Source organism: Pseudoalteromonas sp. SG44-17 (assembly GCF_014164235.1).
Classification (GTDB): domain Bacteria; phylum Pseudomonadota; class Gammaproteobacteria; order Enterobacterales; family Alteromonadaceae; genus Pseudoalteromonas; species Pseudoalteromonas rhizosphaerae.
In genome coordinates this window covers 1-21,764 of the sequence record NZ_JACJEV010000036.1, presented here as the reverse complement: position 1 = coordinate 21,764, position 21,764 = coordinate 1, and the positions used below count along the sequence as shown (strand labels likewise).

General features: G+C 40.1%; 22 protein-coding genes and 1 pseudogene. 8 read left to right on the top strand and 15 right to left on the bottom strand.

What is annotated here, in order from left to right:
* Nucleotides 1-85: 85 nt before the first annotated feature.
* From H5182_RS18810 to H5182_RS18770, 9 genes are all read right to left on the bottom strand, one after another.
* On the bottom strand, nt 86-1,267 hold the full coding sequence (locus tag H5182_RS18810) for a cystathionine beta-lyase (protein WP_145242376.1): 1,182 nt from the start codon (nt 1,265-1,267) through the stop codon (nt 86-88).
* A gap of 45 nt (nt 1,268-1,312) precedes the next feature.
* Entirely contained in the window at nt 1,313-2,236 is a 924-nt protein-coding gene (gene nudC / locus H5182_RS18805; protein ID WP_145242315.1) for an NAD(+) diphosphatase, read from the bottom strand.
* A gap of 133 nt (nt 2,237-2,369) precedes the next feature.
* Nucleotides 2,370-3,164, bottom strand: coding sequence for a glucosamine-6-phosphate deaminase (gene nagB, locus H5182_RS18800; protein ID WP_145242317.1), 795 nt, complete (start codon nt 3,162-3,164; stop codon nt 2,370-2,372).
* A 216-nt stretch (nt 3,165-3,380) separates the two neighbouring features.
* A complete protein-coding gene (gene nagX, locus H5182_RS18795; protein WP_182760438.1) occupies nt 3,381-4,523 on the bottom strand; it encodes a transmembrane glucosamine N-acetyltransferase NagX in 1,143 nt (380 codons plus the stop codon).
* Between the two features lie 60 nt (nt 4,524-4,583).
* Nucleotides 4,584-5,702, bottom strand: a complete 1,119-nt coding sequence (gene nagA, locus H5182_RS18790; RefSeq protein ID WP_145242321.1) for an N-acetylglucosamine-6-phosphate deacetylase — start codon at nt 5,700-5,702, stop codon at nt 4,584-4,586.
* Nucleotides 5,702-6,616 (bottom strand): N-acetylglucosamine kinase, encoded by a 915-nt coding sequence (nagK, locus tag H5182_RS18785; RefSeq protein ID WP_149982958.1) that lies wholly within the window; start codon nt 6,614-6,616, stop codon nt 5,702-5,704. Before nagK ends, nagA begins: the two co-directional genes overlap by 1 nt.
* A 377-nt stretch (nt 6,617-6,993) precedes the next feature.
* Entirely contained in the window at nt 6,994-7,206 is a 213-nt protein-coding gene (locus H5182_RS18780; RefSeq protein WP_149982957.1) for a helix-turn-helix transcriptional regulator, read from the bottom strand.
* Between the two features lies 1 nt (nt 7,207).
* Entirely contained in the window at nt 7,208-7,636 is a 429-nt protein-coding gene (locus H5182_RS18775; protein WP_182732233.1) for a hypothetical protein, read from the bottom strand.
* Between the two features lie 119 nt (nt 7,637-7,755).
* Entirely contained in the window at nt 7,756-8,262 is a 507-nt protein-coding gene (locus H5182_RS18770) for an NYN domain-containing protein (protein ID WP_179959226.1), read from the bottom strand.
* Nucleotides 8,263-8,416: 154 nt separating this feature from the next.
* Here H5182_RS18770 and H5182_RS18765 point away from each other — a divergent pair, with 154 nt between their 5' ends.
* A complete protein-coding gene (locus H5182_RS18765) occupies nt 8,417-9,046 on the top strand; it encodes a hypothetical protein (protein WP_145242329.1) in 630 nt (209 codons plus the stop codon).
* Nucleotides 9,043-9,789, top strand: a complete 747-nt coding sequence (locus H5182_RS18760; RefSeq protein WP_149982955.1) for a DUF3307 domain-containing protein — start codon at nt 9,043-9,045, stop codon at nt 9,787-9,789. The genes H5182_RS18765 and H5182_RS18760 overlap by 4 nt, the downstream gene beginning before the upstream one ends.
* 56 nt (nt 9,790-9,845) lie before the next feature.
* Here H5182_RS18760 and H5182_RS18755 read toward each other — a convergent pair whose 3' ends face one another.
* Together H5182_RS18755 and H5182_RS18750 are read right to left on the bottom strand one after the other, a co-directional pair.
* Complete coding sequence (locus H5182_RS18755; protein WP_182732235.1) at nt 9,846-11,249, bottom strand: DEAD/DEAH box helicase; 1,404 nt, start codon at nt 11,247-11,249, stop codon at nt 9,846-9,848.
* Between the two features lie 209 nt (nt 11,250-11,458).
* On the bottom strand, nt 11,459-12,298 hold the full coding sequence (locus H5182_RS18750; protein ID WP_145242335.1) for an isopenicillin N synthase family oxygenase: 840 nt from the start codon (nt 12,296-12,298) through the stop codon (nt 11,459-11,461).
* Nucleotides 12,299-12,552: 254 nt separating this feature from the next.
* Here H5182_RS18750 and H5182_RS18745 point away from each other — a divergent pair, with 254 nt between their 5' ends.
* On the top strand, nt 12,553-13,755 hold the full coding sequence (locus H5182_RS18745) for a bifunctional alpha/beta hydrolase/OsmC family protein (protein WP_182732236.1): 1,203 nt from the start codon (nt 12,553-12,555) through the stop codon (nt 13,753-13,755).
* Nucleotides 13,756-13,811: 56 nt separating this feature from the next.
* Here the strand turns inward: H5182_RS18745 and H5182_RS18740 are convergent, their stop codons facing one another.
* Nucleotides 13,812-14,549 (bottom strand): alpha/beta hydrolase, encoded by a 738-nt coding sequence (locus H5182_RS18740; protein ID WP_182760437.1) that lies wholly within the window; start codon nt 14,547-14,549, stop codon nt 13,812-13,814.
* A gap of 176 nt (nt 14,550-14,725) precedes the next feature.
* On the opposite strand from H5182_RS18740, the gene H5182_RS18735 reads away from it, so the two are divergent.
* Nucleotides 14,726-15,049 carry a hypothetical protein gene (locus H5182_RS18735; protein WP_182732238.1) on the top strand — a complete coding sequence of 108 codons (324 nt, stop codon included), beginning with the start codon at nt 14,726-14,728 and terminating at the stop codon, nt 15,047-15,049.
* A gap of 30 nt (nt 15,050-15,079) precedes the next feature.
* Here H5182_RS18735 and H5182_RS18730 read toward each other — a convergent pair whose 3' ends face one another.
* Together H5182_RS18730 and aspS are read right to left on the bottom strand one after the other, a co-directional pair.
* Nucleotides 15,080-15,625, bottom strand: coding sequence for a pentapeptide repeat-containing protein (locus H5182_RS18730; protein WP_257326367.1), 546 nt, complete (start codon nt 15,623-15,625; stop codon nt 15,080-15,082).
* A gap of 151 nt (nt 15,626-15,776) precedes the next feature.
* Nucleotides 15,777-17,555 carry an aspartate--tRNA ligase gene (gene aspS / locus H5182_RS18725; protein WP_182760441.1) on the bottom strand — a complete coding sequence of 593 codons (1,779 nt, stop codon included), beginning with the start codon at nt 17,553-17,555 and terminating at the stop codon, nt 15,777-15,779.
* 202 nt (nt 17,556-17,757) lie between these two features.
* Between aspS and H5182_RS18720 the strand changes: the two genes are divergently transcribed.
* The 4 genes from H5182_RS18720 to H5182_RS18705 all read left to right on the top strand — a co-directional run bounded on the left by H5182_RS18720 (nt 17,758) and on the right by H5182_RS18705 (nt 21,306).
* Nucleotides 17,758-18,606, top strand: coding sequence for a DUF72 domain-containing protein (locus tag H5182_RS18720; RefSeq protein WP_149982947.1), 849 nt, complete (start codon nt 17,758-17,760; stop codon nt 18,604-18,606).
* Nucleotides 18,607-18,644: 38 nt separating this feature from the next.
* Nucleotides 18,645-19,148 carry a M48 family metallopeptidase gene (locus H5182_RS18715; protein ID WP_182760436.1) on the top strand — a complete coding sequence of 168 codons (504 nt, stop codon included), beginning with the start codon at nt 18,645-18,647 and terminating at the stop codon, nt 19,146-19,148.
* Nucleotides 19,149-19,329: 181 nt separating this feature from the next.
* On the top strand, nt 19,330-20,742 hold the full coding sequence (locus H5182_RS18710) for an AAA family ATPase (protein WP_182760435.1): 1,413 nt from the start codon (nt 19,330-19,332) through the stop codon (nt 20,740-20,742).
* Nucleotides 20,743-20,748: 6 nt separating this feature from the next.
* Nucleotides 20,749-21,306 (top strand): hypothetical protein, encoded by a 558-nt coding sequence (locus tag H5182_RS18705; protein ID WP_182760434.1) that lies wholly within the window; start codon nt 20,749-20,751, stop codon nt 21,304-21,306.
* A 96-nt stretch (nt 21,307-21,402) separates the two neighbouring features.
* Here H5182_RS18705 and H5182_RS18700 read toward each other — a convergent pair.
* Nucleotides 21,403-21,636, bottom strand: a pseudogene (locus H5182_RS18700) (DUF2914 domain-containing protein); the annotation flags it as partial.
* Between the last annotated feature and the right edge of the window lie 128 nt (nt 21,637-21,764).

Here is a 21,764-nt window from a genome sequence, read left to right as displayed (position 1 = left end):
GGCAAACGTGTTGAATTACTAGCAAAAAAAAACCCGTATTAATACGAGCTTTGTAACAAATAATGTAGTCTTATTGATCCGCAGGCTACAAATTCTGTTGGTATATGTCGAGTGCTTGGCTTAAATCAGCAATCAAATCGTCCACATCTTCAAGGCCTATATGTAAGCGGATCACTGGTCCTTGCGTCCAACCAGTTGCTGAGCGTAAACCTTTCATAGTTAAGTTGGCAGTCACTAAACTCTCGAAGCCGCCCCACGAGAAGCCCATTTTAAAATGCTCTAAACTATCTAAAAAAGCATCAATCGCGCTTTGGTTACCTTGTTTCATAACAAAAGAAAACAAGCCATTACTACCATCAAAATCACGCTTAAAAAACTCATGACCCGGACACGTTGCAAATGCCGGGTGACGAATATGGTCAACCAACGGATGTTGCTCTAACCAAGTAGCGACTTCGATCGCGGCTTTTTCATGCTGATTTAAACGTACCGCCATAGTGCGCAGGCCTCTTAACGCTAAATAAGCGTCATCAGCCGACGTACATTGACCAAGTAAATATGAATTTTCTCGAAGTGTCGGCCAGTATTTTTTATTGGCCACTGCCACCCCCATCATCACGTCCGAATGACCCACAATGTATTTAGTTGCCGCTTGAATACTAATATCCACCCCGTGTTCAAGTGGGCGATAATGCAAGCCATTACCATAGGTGTTATCAAGCATGGTCATTACCCCATGCTCATTGGCAACTGCAACCATGGCTGGTACATCTTGAATTTCCATGGTGATAGAACCTGGCGACTCTAAAAACAGCACTTTGGTGTTGTCTTTGATCAGCGCTTTAATATCTGCCCCAATTGTTGGTGGATAATAAGTCGTCTCAACGCCAAAGCCAGCTAAAATTTTATCGCAAAAATCACGCGTTGGTTCATAGGCATTATCTACCATTAAGATATGATCGCCCGCTTTCAAAAAAGCCAATAGTGTGCTGCTAATGGCCGCTGCACCACATGGATAAAGCGCACATCCCTCACCACCTTCAAGCTCAGTGATCGCTTCTTGTAATGCAAAATGTGTAGTAGTACCACGACGACCATAAAAAAGTGTTTTATCGCCACGTTTTTTTGCCGCTTCTTTAAGCTCTGCCACTGAATCAAAAACAACTGTCGATGCACGTTGCACTACGGGGTTAACCACCCCATGAGTATATGCTTTTTTACGTCCGGTACTTACTAACAGCGTATTTTTATTGCTTTTTGTCGTCATCATTAATCCTTAAAATATTTCGTTAGAACATACTCTGCACTATGCTTAATCTTGCAAATTACACCAATAGTCGATTAAATAGCGCGAAATAGAATCAGCTCTTGGTAGCTTTAAATGCTCCCCCTTTTCGTGCCAATTGCCAAATTGAGCGAGCTCTTCACGGCTAAACCACTGCGCATCGTCTAGTTCGTCCTTATCAACCTGGATATTTTCTGTAACAGCTTCAGCGGTAAAGCCCAGCATAATCGATGATGGAAATGGCCACGGCTGCGAGGCAATATACTTAACATTTTCAACCACAATGCCCGCTTCTTCCATCACTTCACGCGCCACCGCTTGCTCTAAGCTTTCGCCCGGATCAACAAAACCAGCTAAAGACGAATACATACCTGGTGCCCATATTGCTTGGCGACCAAGTAAACAGCGTTCAACACCATCAGCAAATGTACGAGTAACCACCATGATCACGGCCGGATCAGTTCGCGGAAACGTTTGGTGTTTACACCCATCATTACTACATAAACGTGAATGACCAGCTTCAACAAGCTCGTTTTCGCTGCCACAACGTCCACAAAAACGATGAGTTGCATGCCAGTAACACAAACCTCGTGCCAGTGCAGCCATTGAGCCTTGCGCGATTTCCACTTGCACCCCAAAGCGGCGAATATCAACAAACTCAGCGTCACCTATCAGCTGACTTAAGACGGCTTCGTCTAGCTTGCTTACATCAAGTGCGAAATGACTGGTTTGCTGCTCATCTAAACCTAAAAAAATCGCTTCGTTTAATGCTAAGTGACTCACATCACTAAAGCTTAAAAAAGTCACAGCAATATTATTTATATCAAATAAAGTGTGATTGTTATTCACCAATAACCAACGGCTTTGCTCATTTATTTGTGCTGCCACCCATTGTTGCTCTTTACGTAGGTTTGATGCACGGTTTAAAGGCATCTGGCTGTAATTAAGCATGCTTATCCTTTTTACTATTTAGATGGCTAAAACTACCATAACACTTACTTAAACCCAATTATTACTCACTGACAAATAGGCAAAAAAAAAGCCCTTACGGACTTTTTTAAACACACAATAAATTCTGTCGTAATTACAATGTAGCTAAATGAGCCTGTAATTTTTGATTTTCAGCTTCAATATGCTGATAAAATTCTAAATCGGCTAATTTACTTGCCGCCGCTTTATCAATTACAATCACTGCATCTTGATGAAGCTGTAGTGCCGACGCTGGACATGCAGCCATCAGTGGCCCTTCAATCATAGCGCGTACCGCATCCGCTTTATTTTCACCCGTTGCAAGTAATACGACTTTTTTCGCCTCTAAAATCGTACCAATTCCCATCGTAATTGATAACTGTGGCTGATATTCATCAGCAGCAAAAAAACGGGCATTATCATCTACCGTTGCTTTTGTGAGTGTTTTTACGCGAGTACGTGAACGCAGACCTGATGAAGGCTCATTAAAGCCGATGTGACCATTACGTCCGATGCCTAATAACTGTACATCAACACCGCCTGCTGCAACTATTTTGTCTTCGTATTCTTTGCATGCTGTAATTGGGTTTAGGGCATCCCCTGGCGGTACAAAGGTGTTATCTTTGTTTATATCAATATGGCTAAACAATTGCTCATTCATAAAGTGGCGGTAACTTTGTGGATGATCGCCCGTTAAACCTAAGTATTCATCTAAATTAAACGTTGTTGCTTGTGAAAATGAAATCTCACCCGCTTTATTTTTAGCGATTAATTCTTGATATAACGCAACTGGCGTAGAGCCCGTTGCTAAACCGAGCACTGACGTTGGTTTTTTTTGTAATTGTGTTGCGAAAATATTTGCGCCATATGCTGCTACGGCTGCTGCATCATTTAAAATTACTATTTGCATATTAATTTGCTCAGTTATTAAATTAGTTGATGAAAAAATGGGATCTAAGTCCCAACCCCATGTGCAATCGGATTGGGCCTTAGATCAAACCAAACAGGGATACACTATTTGGTCAATACCATTATGACAACGCTGTCATTATTACCATTCAATTTTAGTTTGTAAAGTAAAAGTGAATAAAAATTTACCTTTTTTACTGTGCTGTACATTAGCCAGCTAAACACTGACAAATATTTTGCGCTTATACATCCAATGTAATAAAAGCATTTGCACCAGCAAAAGCGCAACAACGCCAATCAGTGGCTGCCAATCGGTAGCTGCTGCTGCAATAAAGCCACCAAACACGCTATGGCTTATAAACTCCCAATTCACTAAGCTTGATGCCAAATAAATAATGATTGAGTTAGCACCAATAATCACAAACGGATAAGCTAATTTTTGGCCATTGAGAATATCAACCACTGCATAAAACACAGCCAGTAATATTGCGCTCCACCCGACTGTGACTAAAACAAATGAACTGGTCCATAATTCTTTATTAACTGGAAACTGTAAATCCCAAAGCCAACCTAAGCAAACACTCACAACACCTGCAACAAATAATATGCCTGCTGTTTGCCACTCGCCAACCTTACTTGCTCTGGCGATTAGTTGTCCTGCAAATACCCCAAACATGGCATTCACAATAGCTGGTAGACTCGATAACACGCCCTCGGGGTCGACGGCTCTATTTTGATAACTAATACCGGGTAAAAAATGCGAATCAAACCATGCATTCCAACTCCCCTGTGCACTTAAATCACCAGCGTTACCACCTGGTACAGGAATAAAACACATCAAGATCCAATACCCTAGCAGGAGAGCGATTGCTGTAAAGAGCTGTGTGCGAATACTGGTATGCCACACTAGCATTGCACAGAAAAACCATGCAATCGCTATTCGACCAAGTACACTCGCATAGCGTATTTCATCGAAGGCAAGCGGAATACCTGTGCCCCAACCATGGTTATACATCACCCCTAACCCGCACAATAGCAATAACCGCTTTAATGCTTTAGCATAAAAAACTTTTCGCTCTTGCCATGGCAGGTGATCGATGCGTTTTGGTGCTAAGCCCATCGCCACACCTGATAAAAAGATAAATAACGGAAAAATCAAATCGTAAAATGTAAATCCATGCCATGCACTGTGTAGCGTTTGCGCTTCAAATACCTGCCAACCAGTCCAACCGGTTAAAACAAATAAAGCGGCAAAAATAGATTGCCCACCTAAAATCCAAAACATATCCATGCCACGTAAAGCATCAAGAGATGCTAAGCGCTTTTTACTCGGCTTTGTGTCTGTATGTGCTGTTGTCATTATTTTTACTCTTAAATAAAAAGCCCCGCGATACAACTGCGGGGTTTTTACAGGGAAACGTTACACTGCATTACCTGCAATATAAGTGGCTTTTACAAACTGATGTTCATCGAGCACCACAAAGTCTGCATCAAAGCCATCAAGTAAACGTCCCTTTTTCTTGAGGTTTAAATATTCTGCTGGATACAGTGCAGCCATGCGTAAACTTTCACTGAGGCTTACATCCAATGTATTAATGGTATTACGCACTGCGCTGGCCATGTCTAATACACTGCCTGCTAATTCGCCCGTACTTGAGTTTAATCTATCCCCAGTACGAATTACTTTGCGCCCGTCAAAAAAATCAAATTCCATATCATCGGTACCCACTGGTGGCATTGCGTCAGTGACTAACATAATTTTGCCGCGCTGTTTGGTGCGAATAGCTAATTGTGCAGACAATGGATGTACATGATGCCCATCAACAATTAAGCCACACCAGCTGTTATCATGCCAAAGCGCAGCGCCAACCACGCCTGGTTCACGCGATGTAAACGGCGACATCGCGTTATATAAATGTGTAAACCCATCGGCGCCAGCATTGAGTGCCGCCATTGTCGTTGTATAGTCAGCATTAGTGTGACCTAGTGATACTTTTACACCACACGCCACTAAGCGCTCAATATCAGCAATGCTGACATTTTCTGGCGCTAAGGTAACCATTTTGATACCTAAATCTTGACGCGCATAAATGGCAAATTCTTGTTCGCTAATTGGGCGAATAAACTGCTCACTGTGTGTGCCTTTTTTTGGAAAAGACAAATGCGGACCTTCAAAGTGAATACCTAATACACCCGCGACCCCTTCGCATATTGCTTTTGCTGTTGCATCAGCAGCTGCTTGCATGGTTTCAACTTTATCGGTGATAAGTGTTGGCATCAGTGCCGTTGTACCAAATTGACCATGCGCTTTTGCAATACGATCTAAGCATTGTGTGCTTTGCTCAGCATTAAAAAATGCCCCGCCACCGCCATTAACTTGTACATCGATAAAGCCTGGCGCAACTAAACCATCTAGCTCAATAACACTGCCTGTGGTGGAAGTTTCAAGATGAAAAACGCCATTTTCAACGCTGAATAATGCATTATCTAGAAATTTTTCAGCCGTGAATAAACGTGTCGCGCGATAGAAGGTTTTCATTACAGTGCTACCTTTTGGTCTTGCTCTAATACTGATTGCTGTGCAAAATAAATTGCGCCCATTTCAGGCGGTTGCTTTGGTACTTCAACGAGTTTTGCAATTGCTGGGTCAAGCCATTGATTTAAAGGCTCTGCAAGACCACCGATCATAGATAAACGCGGAGGATTGTTCTCTAATAAACGATGCGCTAACTGACTCACGTATTGCGCTCCGTCTTTTACAATGGCTAAAGCGATTTGATCGCCTTGGTGTGCTGCATCAAATACATAGCGAGCAAGTTTTGCATAGCTACTTGACGGTTGTCCAGCCATTTGCTCTGCAATGCCCATTGCTGTGGTGACATTAAAATGCTCTTTAACCACTGGCGTCATTATCGTGTGAGGACCTAAACCATCTAGCTCCATTAACACCGCTTTAATTGCCTCTAAGCCCATCCATGCGCCACTGCCTTTATCGCCAAGTGCAAAACCATGACCGCCGTAATTCACCGACTGCCCTTTTACATATGAAAAACCACATGAACCAGTACCCGTGATTATCACAGCACCATCACCGCCTTCATGAGCCCCGATACACGCCGTATGTAAGTCAGTAGTTAAAAACATTTGTTTAAATGGGTGCTCCCACTCTGTTATTTTTTCATATAAGTTCGGTAAATTAACACCCGCCAATCCTAAACCGGCATACACTTGATGAATAGACTCTAATGGCAAACCTGCATCGCGCATCGCCAATTGTGTAGATACCATTATTGACTCTAATGTGCGCTCCAACCCATGTAATGGATTCGCAGGGCCACCTAAACCTGTTCCTAATACCCCGTTTTGCACAGAGTATATAGTTGCACGGCACTTAGTTCCGCCACCGTCGATACCAATATACAATTGGTCCTCATTCGCACTCTTAGCCATCATTTAACGACCTCTAACCTTCGTTTTATATTTGTATTAATCGCATGTTTTTTTATTATCTTAATGCGATTCACCCTCAACCCATGTTGAATTAATGTTACACAACAAATGACAGCGTTGTCATTAAGTTTTTTATAAAAAATCTCACATATCCCACATTTATCTCTAATTAACTGAATTAAATAAATAATTAATATCAATTAAATTAGTGTCGACTATCTTTTAACGTAATAATAAGGTTTAAAAATGACATTATTACCTAAAAAAACAACAAAAATGGTGATTTATAACACTATTTTCATAACTTAAATGGCCAAAAAACATAAATAAAAATGCAGAATATGCATCCAGTTTACCAAAAATAATAATTTAGTAAAGATTCACTGTCGATATTGGAATATTTTTTCTAGTGGTAGATTAAAAACAATCGCGATCTTAAAAGCGACCTCCAGCGACGGTGAATACCTTGCCGCTTCAATTGCGGCAATTGTTTGACGCGTCACCCCAACGACTTCAGCTAATTGCTGCTGCGTCATTTCATTATGCTGAAACCGTAATGCACGGATCGTGTTAGTAATCGCTAACTTTGCCATTCTAACCTCTATATAATAGCCAAGCTTCGGCCCCAGCGCCGATTATCTCGCTCACCAACGCTGCGATTACTAACTGGTGAACCGGACTAATTGCAAACCCAAAATGTGGGTCAATCAGCATTGCAAACACCGCGTTCACAACGCCTAATTGTAAAATAAGTAGTGCAACACTTTTTGCTTTTAAGGCAATAGCCTGTTCGCGTTCATCTTTCGCTTGATTCGCATATTTAGTATTAAATATCGCTAAGATAATGTGCATCACAATAAGCATTACAACGGTTTGTATCGTAAGTGATATCAACAAGCCACTTGCTAATAACGGATCCATCTGAGCTTCTGGCGTCATTGATAATACTGACTGCAAGTAATTAAACAACACAACCATCGTTATGCACATCTCAAGTAACCGCGATTTTTGTGTATAACTCATATCACCCCCTTATAATAATAAATTTGATGTTAAGTATACTTAACATTAATGACTATAAGAGTGGGCTCACATCATGTCAAATATTTTTAACATGATGTTATGTTTTTAATACATTAGTTTCAAAGTAACAGGGAATCATCAATGCAAAAAAACTGTGCCGCACTTTGTTTTAATGCATCAGCCGTCAGTCTATCAGCGCCATAGACGTCACACGGTACATTATAATGATGCTGTAAATGACCCAGTAATAAGGCAAAATCCCCGTCGCCGGAGAGTAAAATAACTTTGTCGAGGTTTTTACCTTGTTCTAGCATGTCGATGGTGATGCCGACGTCCCAATCGCCTTTTGCGCTGCCATCTTTACGCTGAATAAATGGTTTTAGCTTTACCTCAAAACCAATCGCACGAAGAATATTTTGAAATTGAGATTGCTTTTCGTCCCCGCGATAAATTGCATATGCAATCGCGCAGTCTATATCATAGTCATCACTGATTTTTGCCCAAAAGGCATTGTAATCAAAGTTTTTTCGGTAGCTCTCTCGACAGGTGTAATAAATATTTTGGACATCGACAAAAATCCCCACTCTCGGCTTTTTCGCCGTTGTACTATGTATTTCTTGACTCATGCGTTATCCCTTTTAAATTAATCACGCTACTGTAGCATACCCTGATTAATTTCAAGCCCTTGCATTTAGCTTTCAAGTAACCTAAATTAGTTACATTGAAGCATGTAACCAAAATTGGTTACTTTTCTTTATGTAACTTAAATCAAGGACATTTATGATTGCGGTGATCAGCGGTGATGTGATCAAATCACAACATATTCCAAAGCACGACTACGATGCGATGCTCTACCAGCTCGACCAAAGTTTGCGAGCAATTACTCAACGCCATCTAGGACAAAGTATTATTTATCGAGGCGATGCTTTTCAGGTGCAAATAAATCAACCACCCCAAGTATGCCGTGTCGCAGTGCTGCTTTACTTACATCTTAAAGCCACCGGCTATGAAATTCGCCAAAGCCTTGCCATTGGTGAAATAGATAATGCTAGAGCCGATATTAAAACAGCAACAGGCTCTGCATTTACATTATCGGGGCGCGGTCTTGACGAAATCCATAACCAACGCTTTACTCTTAGCAGTATTGATGAACTCAAAAATGATGGCTTAACCCTTAATCTAGCTTTTATTGACGTGCTCCTGAGCAAAATGACACACAAACAAGCGAATGCCTTATATGTCTATTTAACCGCAGAAAACAATCAACATAGTGAACTTGCTAAACAATTAAAAACCAGTCGTGAGAATGTGACCAAGTTACTTAATCTTGCACATTATCAGTTGATCGAGCGTTTTTTAGACTATGCAGAGCAGGCCATTGCTAATGCCGTGATAGGAGTAAAAAAATGAGTTTTATGTTGTTATTAGTTGCATTATTTATCGGTCATATTTTAGCTGATTTTTATTGGCAGCCAATGAGTTGGGTTAATAACCGTAATACACGTCACTTTCGTGCTAAAAAACTGTACTTGCATGTGCTAGTGCACGGTCTAACTACGGCAGCAATTGTCAGCTGGTGGGAGTTTAGTTTTGGCTGGCAAGAGCTCTCGCGTATCGGTATTGCCACAGCTATTGTTATCGTGACCCACTACTTAATTGATTTAGCAAAATCATATTCAAACAAAGGAGTTGTGCCATTTATCATTGATCAACTTGCTCATCTTGTCGTGATACTACTACTGACTGTGTGGTTGAGCGACAACAGTGAATTTATTACCAGCATTTGGCAATGGCTGATAACCCCCACTACATTATGGGTGCTATGTGGCTATTTACTGGTATTGAGTCCCAGTGCTGTGTTCATTCGTATGATGTTAGAGCGTCTCACTACCGGGTTTAGCTCCACAGGAAGTTTACCAGCAGCGGGGCAAAGTATTGGCATGCTTGAGCGAGTATTAATGCTTACATTTATTTTGCTAGATCAGTTGGCTGGCGTTGGCTTTTTATTAGCAGCAAAATCGGTATTTCGCTTTGGCGACTTACGTGCCAGTAAAGATAAAAAACTCACCGAATATGTTATGCTCGGTACACTTTTAAGTGTCACCGTCACCTTATTTATTGGCTTAGCAGTTAATTATCTTAAAGCATTATAGAAATAAAAAGCATAAAAAAACGCGCCAGCTTAGGCGCGTTTTTTATCAAAATATTATTACGTGTTACTCACGCCATCATTACCAGAGCGACGACGTTGACCACTGCCACCAACAGATTGACGCTTAGCCCATGGGTTTTGTGTTTGCTCACCAGCGGCTTTAGCAGCAGGTTTTTTACCTGAGCCACCACGGCGTGGGCCGGTGCCATTACCGCCGTTATTATTTGGCTTTTTGCTATCAGACTTAGGTTTAGAAAAAGGCTGACCCGCTTTTTTAGGCTTTTTAGGTTTGATAGGCCGTGCATCAAGCTCTCTTTCAGGCACTCCTTTTGTTGGCTCAAAACCAGCTTCTTTTGCACGTGGGATCAATTCACCGATAAAACGTTCAATACCGTATAAGTCATCAGCATCTTCCGGTGTTACAAATGAAATTGCGTCGCCAGATGCACCCGCACGGCCGGTACGACCAATACGATGCACATAATCTTCATACACATTAGGCAAATCATAGTTAACTACATGTGGCAGTTCAACAATGTCTAAACCACGGGCAACAATATCCGTTGCCACAAGTACGCGTACTTCGCCACTTTTAAAGCCTTCAAGCGCTTTAACGCGCGCGCCTTGAGATTTATTACCATGAATTGCAGCGCCAACAATATCATCGCGCTCTAACTGCTTTACTAAACGGTTTGCACCATGTTTAGTGCGGCTAAATACCAACACTTGTTGCCAATCATTAGTACGAATTAAATGACTTAACAAGGCGGTTTTACGTGCTTTATCTACCGCATAAACGCATTGGGTAACACTTTTTGCCGTGGTATTTTTTGCAGCGACTGAAATTTCAACCGGATCATTAATAAGCCCTTTCGCAAGCGCTCTAATATCGTCTGAGAACGTCGCTGAGAACATCAAGTTTTGACGTTTAGCCGGTAACTTGCTGATGATACGTTTAATGTCATGAATAAAGCCCATATCAAGCATACGGTCAGCTTCATCAAGCACCAACACTTCGAGGTTATCGAACTTCAAGGCATTTTGGTTATGCAAATCCATTAAACGACCCGGAGTAGCAACTAAAATATCTACGCCTTTGCGTAAACGCATCATTTGCGGATTGATTTTAACACCACCGTACACAACAAAAGAACTGATATTAGAATGCTTAGCATACTCTTCAACGTTCTCGCTTACTTGTAATGCCAGCTCACGGGTTGGAGTTAAAATTAAAGCACGAACTTGGTTAACCTTGGCTTTTTGGCCTGTTGATAAGCGCTCAATTAACGGTAAAGTGAAACCCGCTGTTTTACCTGTACCAGTTTGCGCTGCAGCCATAACATCACGACCTTCAATGATCGCTGGAATGGCTTGAGCCTGAATTGGTGTTGGCGTTTCATAGCCCTTTTCTAAAACCGCATTAACTAAAGACTGTGATAAACCTAACCCATCAAAACTCATATTTTCTCTCAATAATTTTAAGGCCCAATCGGCCAATGGCGCATTATACCGATCGTACGCAATAATGCATGGTATATTCACGTTTGAAATAGCGTCAGCCAAATTTAACTAGCCACATCACACTATAACTCACTAAAAAAACACAACCTTAAAAAACAAAAAAGCGGCACTGTGGCCGCTGTTGAAAAGCTATCATCACTTGAGTGATGCTATTTAACACCTAACTCACGCAGACGCTCTTGTAAGTAACTGTCAGCAGTATAACGCGCTGATAACACCACATCTGGACGCGGGTGCAAAAATAACGGCAAAGAAATACGTGACTTAGATGACGCTTTGCCAGTAGGGTTAATAACACGGTGAATAGTCGACGGGAAATAACCACCTGACGCTTCTTGCAACATGTCGCCAATGTTAATAATTAAACTGCCAAAATCGCATGGCACATCTAACCAACCGCCATCTGTTTTTTGTACTTGCAAGCCTGGCTCATTTGAAGCAGGTAATACCGTTAATAAATTAATATCACCATGTGCAGCAGCACGAATAGCGCCAGGTTCTTCATCACCTGTCATCGGCGGGTAATGTAATATACGTAATAATGTTTGCTCTGAATCAGCAATCATATCTTTTAAATCGATTGAAAACTTAGCACGCACATCCGCTGGTGCTTCAGCTTGCACCCAGCTTAACAATGTCGCAGCAAATTCATTGGCTAAACGATAATATTCGCGAATATCTGCTTCTAACTGCGCTGGTACACGGCCTTTTGGATAAACATGAAAATATTCTTTAATATCTTTAACTGTAAAGCCTTTTGCAACTTCTGATACCGAAGGCGGAAAGTAGCCATCTTGAGTGTCTTTAGAGAATAAGAATTCATGTTTTTGTTCAGAATTAAAAAAATCCTGCCAATTTTTATAAATTGATTCAACAAGAGACTGTGGAATTGGGTGGTTTTTTAATACACCAAAGCCCGTATTTCTAAGAGACTCAACAAATTGAGCGGCCGCATCGCTCGCTTTATAATCAACGGTAGGTAATTGCATGTTCGTATCCAATGAATTAAGTTGTTAAAAGCCTTTGCTAATCATAGCAGTTGCTCCATTGTAGCGCTTCGCGAGCATAATAAAACGGGCAAAAAAACATAAGGACTTATGTCCTCTTTAGCTGGGTAAGCGTTTATTACTTGATGCAAATCAAAATGTTGCTATTGTGGATAAAACGCCAAAACAACTGTAATTATAAACGCACTTTAATGGTCTATTCTTCACTAACCTCTTTCATTAAGCAAAGGTAACCTATGCGCCAAAAAATTTCGTTCAAAAGTGGTGATTTAACACTCGCCGGTCAGCTTGAAACACCCGCCAGTGATATTAAATTTTATGCCTTGTTTGCCCATTGTTTTACCTGTGGTAAAGATATAGCCGCAGCAAGTCGAATTAGCCGAGCACTCACTCAACAAGGCATTGCGGTATTACGCTTTGATTTTACTGGCCTTGGTAATAGCGACGGTGATTTTGCCAACAGTAATTTCTCATCAAATATCCAAGATTTAATTGCCGCAGCAGATCACTTACGTGAACACTTTAAAGCGCCACAATTATTAATTGGTCATAGTTTAGGGGGCGCAGCGGTACTTGCAGCTGCTGAACACATTGCTGAAGTACAAGCCATTACCACCATAGGCGCACCATCAGATGCGCAACATGTAGCGCATAACTTTGCCGCTCATCTAGATGAAATTAATAGCAAGGGCGAAGCCAAGGTAAATTTAGCAGGGCGAGAATTTACCATTAAAAAACAGTTTGTGGACGACATTGCCAATTACGACCGCAGCCATATCAGTAAATTAAAGCGAGCATTGTTAGTAATGCACTCCCCTATTGATGCCACGGTAAGTATTAACGAAGCTGAAAAAATTTACGCCGCTGCTAAACATCCAAAAAGCTTTATTAGCCTGGATAACGCCGACCACTTACTCACTAACAAAGACGATGCAGACTACGCAGCAGACGTTATAGCATCATGGGCAAAACGTTATGTGGATTTTGATAAAAACAAGTACAGTGCCAAACTTAGCAGCGGCAATGTATTAGTTGAAGAGAAAGATCATGTCTTTACTCAGCATGTAAGTACCAAGGATCATACTTGGCTTGCCGATGAACCACTAAGTGTTGGCGGTAATAATTTAGGCCCAGACCCTTATCACCATTTACTTGCTGGACTTGGTGCATGCACAGCGATGACTTTACGTATGTATGCAAGTCGTAAAAACTTGCCACTTGAACACGTAAAGGTAGAACTGAACCACAGCCGTGATTATCACGCCGATTGCGATAACTGCGAGCAAACCGACAAACTCGAAGCCATCACCCGTAAAATCACCTTAGTGGGTGATTTGAGTGACGCTCAGCGCCAGCGCCTATTAGAAATTGCCGACAAATGCCCTGTGCATAAAACCCTGCATAACAACCCACTGATTGTAAGTGAGCTGGTAAAATAACTATCAAGCGCGTAAGAGTGGCAACTTAATATGTTTACGCGCTAAGTTTTATTATTTTAGTTTGCAACAAACGCTTTGATTTCTTTACTCATCCGCTCTACTAACCACTTAGGTCCGCCATCATACATATCATTATGGCGTGAGTTCTTTATCGCAATCTGCGTAACCGGATACTGTGCTAATTCATCTTCATTGAGTAATACCTGATTATCCGCAGGGTAATCACTGCCACGAAGCGTTAAAACCCGAATGTTATTATTGCGAGGTAACAACATACGCCGATGATCAAGCGTAATAATTTGACTCACTTGCTTAGGATAAATCGCCGCGTAAAGCGCGGCTATATCACCGCCATTAGAATGGCCAAATAACGTTAACCGCGTAAAATCATACTCTGGGTAGCGAAAGCTCAACTCAGTCACTAAAAATTTTAGAGTGACCACACCACGATGCCAGTTTTCCATACGAGTGGCCATATAAGGTGGCGTGCGGTTGAGCGCAGGATCGCGGTCTAATTCATGGGCTACAGCAATAGTTAAATAGCCCTTAGCTGTAAATATATCAGCCGCAAACTGATAGTCAGTATGCGCAATACCATATCCGGCATTAATAAATACCACAGAGCATTTTGTTTGTTGGCTACAATGCTCGTTATATGCTGGTAATGAAATACTGATCGGGATCGCGCGGTCACGCGCTTTATCAACAATCATTTCGCTGTTTGTTGCGGAACTGGCGACGGCACTGACTATGAGAAAGAAGAAGCTCACAAGGTACTTAAAAGGTAGTGGCATTAATTTGCTCGACTTATTTTATTTAAATTATAAAGTACTTTAAGCTTTTGAATATTAATTGCAATAAAACGAGGTACCTAAAACAGCAGAAGAGTTTTAAAGAAAAAAATAATTATTATAAATTTATGCGATAATAGTCGTATTGTCCTAACGTCTATTTAGAAAAGAACCTATCCATGAAATCATACAACAGCATCGAAGAACGTATCGATATTTTACAAAGCAGAATTGAAGCGTATCAAGATGAAATCGAAACGCTAGAAACAGAGCCAAAAAATAATAACGAGCGTATTATTTTTAAATTCATCGAAACAGGCAGCACTGGCAAGACTAAAGATTTTGTGCGTGAATTAGGCATTAAATCACCACGCGATAGTTTGTATTCATCAGGTGATGTATCAAAACTCATCAAAGATGGCGCCAGTGATATTTCCCCTGCATTACTTGAAATTGCCCGCGCACTTGCCAGCGCACGAAATAAAAATGGTCCTGCCTGCTAATTATGCATTAGATTAGCCGTGTCATAACGGCTAATCTACCAGCTCGATATCTAGTCCGCTGAGTAAGTTTAACGCTGCAAAGCGCTCAAACTTAGCCCGGCTAACATTATTATTTTTAATATCAATATTAAAATGCATCGCCCCGACAAAGTTTACTTTACTCAAGTTTGTTTGCAGAAATAGACTATCTCTAAAGTCAGTGTTACTAAAATCACTGGTAGCTAAATTAGCCTGTCTAAAATCAACATCTTTGGCAAAACAGTCAATCATGATCAAGCCTTTTAACTGTAACTCATAAAACGAGCTATGACTAAGTTGGCAATTTTTAAAACTCACCGATGACGTAAGTGCCAATTGTGGCCAATTTACCTGCGCCCATTGAATACTGTTGAGCTTACAATCAACAAAGCAGACTTCTTCTAACGAACTATAGCCCCAATTTAAATCGCTTAAATTACAGTTAATAAATTCGCACTCAATAAAACGACAATTACTAAATTGACTATGACTAAAATCACATTCAATAAACTGGCACTGTTCAAACTCAATGTCACTAAAGCGCTGCGTATTAGCCATGCAGTTTGAAAAATGCTGGTCGTAGTAGTCTGTTTGTGAAAATTGATAACTCACAGCCATAAAATCCTCTAATAAAATTATCTACACATCTAAATGAAAAAACCCCTAGGTATGAGCCTAAGGGTTTTCAACAAATCACTTATCGGATTGCTTATTCTGCTGATTTTTCAGCTTTTTCAACAACACTAATAGCAAGCTCTGTAAGCGAATCTGCATTTGCTTTACTTGGTGCGTTAGTTAACAAACACGACGCTTGGGTTGTTTTAGGGAAAGCAATCACGTCACGAATGTTATCAGTACCACACAGTAGCATTGCTAAACGGTCTAAACCGAACGCTAAACCAGCATGTGGTGGCGTACCGTATTTTAGCGCTTCAAGTAAGAAACCAAACTTGTCTTGCTGCTCTTGTGCATCAATACCTAGGATTCTAAATGCTGCTTCTTGCATATCTGTATTATGAATACGTACCGAACCACCACCTACTTCGTAGCCATTTAGTACCATATCGTATGCATCTGAAATAACCGCTGCTGGGTTTGCTTCAAGTTCGCTTGCATTTACATCTTTTGGTGCTGTAAATGGGTGATGAACAGCATGCAATGTACCTTCGTCGTCTTCTTCAAACATTGGGAAGTCAACAACCCAAAGCGGAGCCCAGCTATTTAGATTAGTGATCTCTAAATCAAGGCCAATCTTAATACGTAGCGCGCCCATAGCTTCGTTTACTGTGTTGCGTTTATCAGCACCGAATAAAATGATGTCGCCAGTTTGTGCGTTAGTGCGTGCAAGAAGTTCGTTGATCACCTCTTCATTTAAGAACTTAGCGATTGGCGATTGCACGCCTTCAGCGCCTGCTGCACGGTCGTTTACTTTCATCCACGCAAGCCCTTTCGCGCCGTAAATGCCGATGAATTTAGTGTAGTCATCTAGTTGCTTACGCGAAAGTGATGCACCGCCTGGTACTGTTAATACCGCAACACGGCCTTTTTCATCATTGGCAGGACCAGAAAAAACTTTAAACTCGACGTCTTTTACTAAATCGGCAACGTCAATTAATGTCATTGGGTTACGTAAATCAGGCTTATCAGAACCATACAAGCTCATTGCCTCAGCGTAAGGCATGATTGGGAACTCGCCTAAATCCACGTCTAGCAATTGCTGCCACATTTCGCGGATCATTTTTTCTGTGATACCACGTACCTGAGCAGAGCTCATGAACGAGGTCTCTATATCGATTTGAGTAAACTCAGGCTGACGGTCAGCACGTAAATCTTCATCACGGAAACATTTAACAATTTGGTAGTAACGGTCAAAACCCGACATCATCAACAATTGCTTGAACAACTGCGGAGACTGCGGTAATGCGTAAAAACTGCCTTTGTGAACACGGCTCGGTACTAAATAATCGCGCGCTCCTTCTGGGGTAGCTTTTGTAAGTACTGGCGTTTCGATATCTAAGAAATTATTTTCATCTAAGAAACGACGCACAAAGCTGCTAGCTTTAGCGCGTAGTTTAATACGGTCACTCATTTCTAAACGACGAAGGTCTAAGTAACGGTATTTTAAGCGACGCTCTTCAGAGTTTACCTGATTAAAATCAAGTGGTAATGGCTCTGAACGGTTGATGATAGTAAGGCCTGTGCCTAAAATTTCAACTTCACCAGTTGCCATATCTTTGTTGATTTGGCTGTCAGGACGTGCGCGAACTACACCTTTTAATTGTACGCAAAATTCTTGACGTAATGTATTCGCGGTATCCATTAAGCCTTCAACTTCAGGATCGAATACAACTTGTACTAAACCTTCTCTATCGCGTAAATCGACAAAGATAAGTCCACCAAGGTCACGTCGTTTGTTGATCCAACCACATAGTTCAACTTCTTGATCTACGTGAGTTTTATTTAGCTGTCCGCAGTATATAGAGCGCATAGTTTTCCTGTCAGTGTAAAGACGAATAGCCGCTTCCCCTAAGAATTGCTGTTTTTGAGGGAGAATAGCCACTATTTATAAATCATTTTAGGGGGAGCATTATACCCAAGTTACTTGAAAATGCGAGCTCGGCAGCAGCTACTATGCTTTCAATTTATAGATTTGATATACTAACCAAAACACACAATCAGTTAACCGTTTTATGTTGTATTTAGGGTGTCCGCAGTGGTCAAGTACCGCATGGAAAGGCAATTTATTATCAAGTCACTGCAAAAATGCCGATATGTTGCACGAATACGCACAGGTGTTTAATTCAGTCGAAGGCAATACCAGCTTTTATGCCGATCCTAGTGTTGAATCATTAAATCGCTGGCGTGATGCTGTCGGCAATGACTTTAAATTTACTTTTAAATTCCATCGACGCTTTAGTCATGAATTACAGCTTACTCATATCGATGACGAACTCACTGCATGGTTTAATTTATTCGAGCCAATATTGTCTCATGTTGGGCAGATCATGTTGCAGCTACCAAGTAGTTTTAGCCCCAAACAACTGCCGTTATTAGCACAGTTTATTGCCAAGCTCCCGACAGGTTTAAACTACGGCGTTGAAGTTCGCCACCCCGAATTTTTTAAGAAAGGCGCAGCCGAAATTGCCTTTAATCAGCTATTAATAGCAAACAATGTCAACCGTATCTCAATGGACACCCGCGCATTATTTGCAGTTAAGCCGAACACTGAAGCACTCATCGATGCCCAACAAAAAAAGCCCCATTTACCCGTGCATGCCATTGCAACAGGCAATCAACCTATGGCCCGCTTTGTGATTGCCGATTTAGATCATGACTATAAAAGCTATTACCAACCGTGGCTTAAAAAAGTAAAACAATGGCTTGATGAGGGTAAGCACCCGTATGTATTTTTTCATACTGCAGATAACCGCCAAGCACCATTATTAGCACGCGAGTTTTGCCAAGATTTAGGTTACCAGCACCCCGTGCTAAACCCTTTCACTGGTGAAAAAGAAGCCAGTCAAGCCAGCCTTTTTTGACTCGCTTTGAAAATTAATTAACTACAAAGAAGTATTGAATGAGTGATTTTAAACGCTATTTTAGCGGCTATCCAGAGCAAATTGTAACGCAAGTAATGCAGCTTATTGAAAATGATAAACACGGCGCGTATTTAACTAAAAAATACCCCAGCTCCCATAATATTACCAGTGACAAGTCGTTATACGCATACGCCACTGAGCTTAAAAAGCGCTATTTAAAAAATGCGCCACCGTTTGGCCGCGCCGCGTTTAAAAAACAAGGCGATATGGTCACTAATGCGCTAGGTACTCATACGTATCGTATGCAAGGTAAAACCCGCAAGCACGATTTAGCCATCAACAGTGATTTACTGCGTGCACCAGAGGAATTACTCAAAGCTTTAGTAGTACACGAGCTCGCCCACTTTAAGGAAAAAGACCACAACAAAAGCTTTTACGCCCTGTGCTGCCACATGGAGCCAAACTACCATCAACTCGAATTAGATTTACGAATATTTTGTGTGTTGGTCTCGCAAGGGAAAAACCCTTATCAACTTTCCTAATCGAACTTCAGCCACTTAAAAATACTTCTACTTCTTATTTATGCATATAATTTGTGTTTCTTACAGACATGTTGATGTAGAATGCTTTTTAAGTAAAAGCTTGCCTAGAAATTCAATTCATGATTAGGTAAGAAAACTAACTAAATATTACAATGACGGACGCGAGTGTTAATATAATCAGATGAAACTAAATGTTGGTATAAAAAACTTTGGTAAGATAAAAAGTGCTCATATTAAAATTGCTCCATTTACTGTAATCGGTGGGGCAAATGCATCTGGGAAAAGTTTCGTATCGAGAGCTCTATACAGCTTTTTTAGTACTATAAATAAAGATCATGTTACAAATACCTCTATTTTATCTTTGCAACAAATAAGAAAGCTTCTTATATCCGCCCCCCACACAGCTTCCAATCCAAGTAATAAAGTAATGGAAATGCATCGAAAACTACTAATTTTAATTAAGGAAGTTGAAGATACTATAGTAAAAGAAGTTGGTAGCTGCACCTTTACAGAGCAGAAATCACGCTTAATAATACTTGAAGATTTAGTTGCTTTTTTTGATCAATCATTATCAGATTTACGAAGTGAAATTAGTAATATAAAAAAATACGAAAACTTAGAGGGTAGGCTCAAATTAATCCAGAGAAACTTAGACCGATTTTCCGAAACAATTCAATCACCTAATGAAATTTTAGGAACAAATATTGAAAAAGGCTTTACTGAAGCACTAAAAGAGAATTTTCAAGCCCCCAACTTATCTGATCTAAAAAATCATAATTGTGAAGATAAAGTAGCTTCCTTTGATTTTGGTGAATTAGGAAAAATATCACTAACGGGTGAATCGATTTCTTTTACATTAAACACCGAGAGTGTTAATCAATTTCAATCTCTTTATAATGTTGTTTTTATAGAGTCACCTATCTACTGGAAGCTAAGAAAGCCCCTTCAAAAAGTTAATGAAAGGTTTTTAAGCGGTTCGTTCTTTGCTTTACATAGAAATACTGATGGCTTGAATGGTGTTCCAAAGTATTTTTATGATTTGATAGAATTAATCGAAAAAAATATAAAGTCTCAAAACAAAGACTCAAAAATATTAGAAATACAGTCAGCCTTAAAAGATACTCTTGGTGGTGAACTAAATGTTAGTGATAGTGGCGATATTTTCTATAAAGAACTGAACTCTTCTCGTAGCCTAAATCTCAATTTAACTGCAACTGGGATTACAAACTTAGGGTTAATTGGCCTTCTACTAAAACGAAATGTAATTTCTGAAGGAAGCTTTATTTTTGTAGATGAACCAGAAATAAATTTACATCCAGCTTGGCAAAAGCTAATGGTACAAGTTCTCTATAAGCTTAGTCGCTCAGGTGTCAATATTGTTATAACAAGCCACAGCATTGACATGATGAAATATATTGAAAACATAATGGAAGATCTATCTGAAAGTGAGATTGAAGAGCACTTCGCCATTAATAGATTACAAAATGATGGAGTTTCTATAAATGATGGTGCGCCACCATTGAAATCTATCGCCGAAATAAAAGAAGATCTAGGTCGTCCATTTTATGAAATGATGTTAGAAAGCTGGGATTAAGTGATAATGGAAAGTATTAATAAGTTTCTAGAAGCCATGGATCATGAATTCCCTGAGCATAGTAAGATTAAAATTCCTAAAAGTGGATTCAAAGTAGATGGTGAAATAGGAATAAAAGTATACTGTAAATTACATGAATTAAAGTCTGTAGACTATTTTCATGAATGCGATAACGAAGGTTTACTTTATATTGAATTTAGTGATTTATTTCGTCAAAGCAATCAACTAAAGAAACAAGAAACTGAAATAAAAGGTAGTGATTTAGACAAAAGTTATAAAAGAAGACTTCTAAAGGAACTCCACAAAACAATAAATTCAGAACTATTATCAAAATATAAAGATTCTTTGCATATAATGAATTCAGTACGAGATAAGCTATCAGATATTCCTGCTTCATTTGCAGTAGAAGCAGGCCAATATGTAATTATAGTTGCACCTTTAAATAAGAATAACAAAGTAGAAATGTCTAGGTTAATGGATCAGTGGAAAAATAATATTATGTCAGCGCTTCCTAATGATTTTTTTACAAGAGTCAAAATACTTCCTTTAGAAAATTTCATTTAACAAGTATTTAACTAGACAATAGAGAATGAATGATCCTGTTTAATACTTACTACCAATTAAATAAAACCTTGTAGTATAATTTTTAAAAACATATAGCTACAAAACCGTAAATTTAGTTAAACCAATCAATTGTCCTGACTCAGTGACAACGTGTACTTGCCACTTACCAACAGAGTTTGCAGGAAAGTTGACTTTGTGCGTCCATGCTCTGTAACCTTGCTCTCGCCCACCACTGATGCTTAATGCAATGCGATCCACTATTTTACGGTTATGGATCCACACATGAAATATTTTTTCGTTTAATCCTCTTGGTGCTTTAACGGCAGTCCAATCTGTAGTGGCATAGTTAATTTGGCCACCCATTAAGAAAGAAATGTTATGCTAATAAGCATACAAATTTGGGTGAAAAAATGACGAAATTAAAACGCGCAACGTATTCTGCTGCAATCAAATTAGAA

Excerpts from the sequence above, each read along its gene's own strand:
- H5182_RS18810 (WP_145242376.1), bottom strand. The coding sequence starts at position 1,267 with ATGACGACAAAAAGCAATAAAAATACGCTGTTAGTAAGTACCGGACGT.
- nudC (WP_145242315.1), bottom strand. The coding sequence starts at position 2,236 with ATGCTTAATTACAGCCAGATGCCTTTAAACCGTGCATCAAACCTACGT.
- nagB (WP_145242317.1), bottom strand. The coding sequence starts at position 3,164 with ATGCAAATAGTAATTTTAAATGATGCAGCAGCCGTAGCAGCATATGGC.
- nagX (WP_182760438.1), bottom strand. The coding sequence starts at position 4,523 with ATGACAACAGCACATACAGACACAAAGCCGAGTAAAAAGCGCTTAGCA.
- nagA (WP_145242321.1), bottom strand. The coding sequence starts at position 5,702 with ATGAAAACCTTCTATCGCGCGACACGTTTATTCACGGCTGAAAAATTT.
- nagK (WP_149982958.1), bottom strand. The coding sequence starts at position 6,616 with ATGATGGCTAAGAGTGCGAATGAGGACCAATTGTATATTGGTATCGAC.
- H5182_RS18780 (WP_149982957.1), bottom strand. The coding sequence starts at position 7,206 with ATGGCAAAGTTAGCGATTACTAACACGATCCGTGCATTACGGTTTCAG.
- H5182_RS18775 (WP_182732233.1), bottom strand. The coding sequence starts at position 7,636 with ATGAGTTATACACAAAAATCGCGGTTACTTGAGATGTGCATAACGATG.
- H5182_RS18770 (WP_179959226.1), bottom strand. The coding sequence starts at position 8,262 with ATGAGTCAAGAAATACATAGTACAACGGCGAAAAAGCCGAGAGTGGGG.
- H5182_RS18765 (WP_145242329.1), top strand. The coding sequence starts at position 8,417 with ATGATTGCGGTGATCAGCGGTGATGTGATCAAATCACAACATATTCCA.
- H5182_RS18760 (WP_149982955.1), top strand. The coding sequence starts at position 9,043 with ATGAGTTTTATGTTGTTATTAGTTGCATTATTTATCGGTCATATTTTA.
- H5182_RS18755 (WP_182732235.1), bottom strand. The coding sequence starts at position 11,249 with ATGAGTTTTGATGGGTTAGGTTTATCACAGTCTTTAGTTAATGCGGTT.
- H5182_RS18750 (WP_145242335.1), bottom strand. The coding sequence starts at position 12,298 with ATGCAATTACCTACCGTTGATTATAAAGCGAGCGATGCGGCCGCTCAA.
- H5182_RS18745 (WP_182732236.1), top strand. The coding sequence starts at position 12,553 with ATGCGCCAAAAAATTTCGTTCAAAAGTGGTGATTTAACACTCGCCGGT.
- H5182_RS18740 (WP_182760437.1), bottom strand. The coding sequence starts at position 14,549 with ATGCCACTACCTTTTAAGTACCTTGTGAGCTTCTTCTTTCTCATAGTC.
- H5182_RS18735 (WP_182732238.1), top strand. The coding sequence starts at position 14,726 with ATGAAATCATACAACAGCATCGAAGAACGTATCGATATTTTACAAAGC.
- H5182_RS18730 (WP_257326367.1), bottom strand. The coding sequence starts at position 15,625 with ATGGCTAATACGCAGCGCTTTAGTGACATTGAGTTTGAACAGTGCCAG.
- aspS (WP_182760441.1), bottom strand. The coding sequence starts at position 17,555 with ATGCGCTCTATATACTGCGGACAGCTAAATAAAACTCACGTAGATCAA.
- H5182_RS18720 (WP_149982947.1), top strand. The coding sequence starts at position 17,758 with ATGTTGTATTTAGGGTGTCCGCAGTGGTCAAGTACCGCATGGAAAGGC.
- H5182_RS18715 (WP_182760436.1), top strand. The coding sequence starts at position 18,645 with ATGAGTGATTTTAAACGCTATTTTAGCGGCTATCCAGAGCAAATTGTA.
- H5182_RS18710 (WP_182760435.1), top strand. The coding sequence starts at position 19,330 with ATGAAACTAAATGTTGGTATAAAAAACTTTGGTAAGATAAAAAGTGCT.
- H5182_RS18705 (WP_182760434.1), top strand. The coding sequence starts at position 20,749 with ATGGAAAGTATTAATAAGTTTCTAGAAGCCATGGATCATGAATTCCCT.